We start from the raw sequence: 1451 nt of genomic DNA, 5'->3' as shown, positions 1-1451 counted from the left end.
CTGGCGATCGATGACGCATGGTCATAGGATGGAGCTCGGCACTGCTGACGAGGTCGGCGTTTGCTTGGTGTTGCGAACCCGTTCAGTAGTTGGACCCGCAGTCCTGCGAGCACCCCGGAATGTGGCAGAGGGCGGCGACGCCCCGAAGCACGCTTAGTAGAGTTCGACGACGAGGACTGCCTGCGGTGCCCCTCAACCGTCAGGAGGTTCTCATGCAAGTGCTTTATCCGCGCTGTGCGGGCCTGGACGTGCACAAGGACACCATCGTGGCCTGCGTGCGATGCGTCTCCCCGCCCATGCATCAGGAGGTGCGCAGCTTCGGCACCACCACCACCGAATTGCTCGCGCTGGGCGATTGGCTGGCCGAGCACGACTGCACCCATGTGGCGATGGAGGCCACCGGCGTGTACTGGAAGCCGGTGTGGCACGTGCTGGAGGCTGAGTTCGAGTTGGTGCTGGCCAACGCCGCGCACATCCGCAACGTGCCCGGCCGCAAGAGCGACGTCAACGACGCGATGTGGATTGCCGATCTCTTGGCGCACGGCCTGATCCGCTCCAGCTTCGTGCCGCCGCAGGCGATCCAGCAGCTGCGCGACCTCACGCGCACCCGCAAGCAACTCGTTCGGGAGCTCTCCCAGCACTCGCTGCGCATCCAGAAGGTGCTGGAGGACGCTAACCTCAAGCTGGGCAGTGTGTTGTCGGACGTGCTGGGCAAGAGCGGCCGCGCGATGCTCGATGCCATCGTGGCCGGCCAGAGCGATCCGGCGCAACTGGCTGCGCTGGCTCAGGGCACGGCGCGCAACAAGAGCGCCGAATTGCGCGAGGCACTGCGCGGGCGCATCACCGAGCACCACCGGACCATGCTGCGGCTGCACCTGCAGGTGATCGACGCCTTGCACCACACGTTGGCCGAACTGGATGCGGCCGTGGGAAAAGCGCTGGCGCCGATCCGGCAGCGCGCCCGCCTGCTCACGACGATGCCCGGGGTCAGTGACCTGACGGCCAGTGTCGTGGTGGCGGAGATCGGCGTGGACATGTCGCGCTTCCCCACTGCCGGGCATCTGATCTCCTGGGCAGCCTGTGCCCGCGCAGCGACGAGAGCGCCGGCAAGCGCCGATCCACCCGCGTTCGCAAGAGTGGCACCTGGATCAAGACCACCCTGGTGACCGCCGCCTGGGCCGCGGTGCGCGTCAAGTCCAGCTACCTGCGAGCGCAGTTCCTGCGTATCAAGGCACGTCGCGGAGCCAAGAAGGCCATCCTCGCGGTGGCCGCCTCGATGCTCACCGCCGCGTACCACATGCTTCGTGACGGCACCGAGTACAACGACCTCGGCTGCGAGCACTTCGACCGCCAGGATCGCACCAAAACCATCCGTCGCCTCATGAAACGACTTCAAGATCTCGGCTGCGAGGTCCCTGTACTGGCTCATACGGGGTAGCGCTTCTTAGTAG

Annotated in this window: 1 pseudogene; it reads left to right on the top strand. The window is 66.0% G+C overall.

The features are described from left to right. Positions 1–212 precede the first annotated feature (212 nt). Positions 213–1438: pseudogene (locus tag VPA02S_RS31160) on the top strand (IS110 family RNA-guided transposase). Positions 1439–1451 lie beyond the last annotated feature (13 nt).

The sequence above is a fragment of the Variovorax paradoxus NBRC 15149 genome (assembly GCF_001591365.1).
GTDB lineage: Bacteria > Pseudomonadota > Gammaproteobacteria > Burkholderiales > Burkholderiaceae_C > Variovorax > Variovorax paradoxus.
The sequence above is the reverse complement of the archived record's forward strand: the minus strand, read 5'-3'. Positions and strand labels throughout refer to the sequence as shown.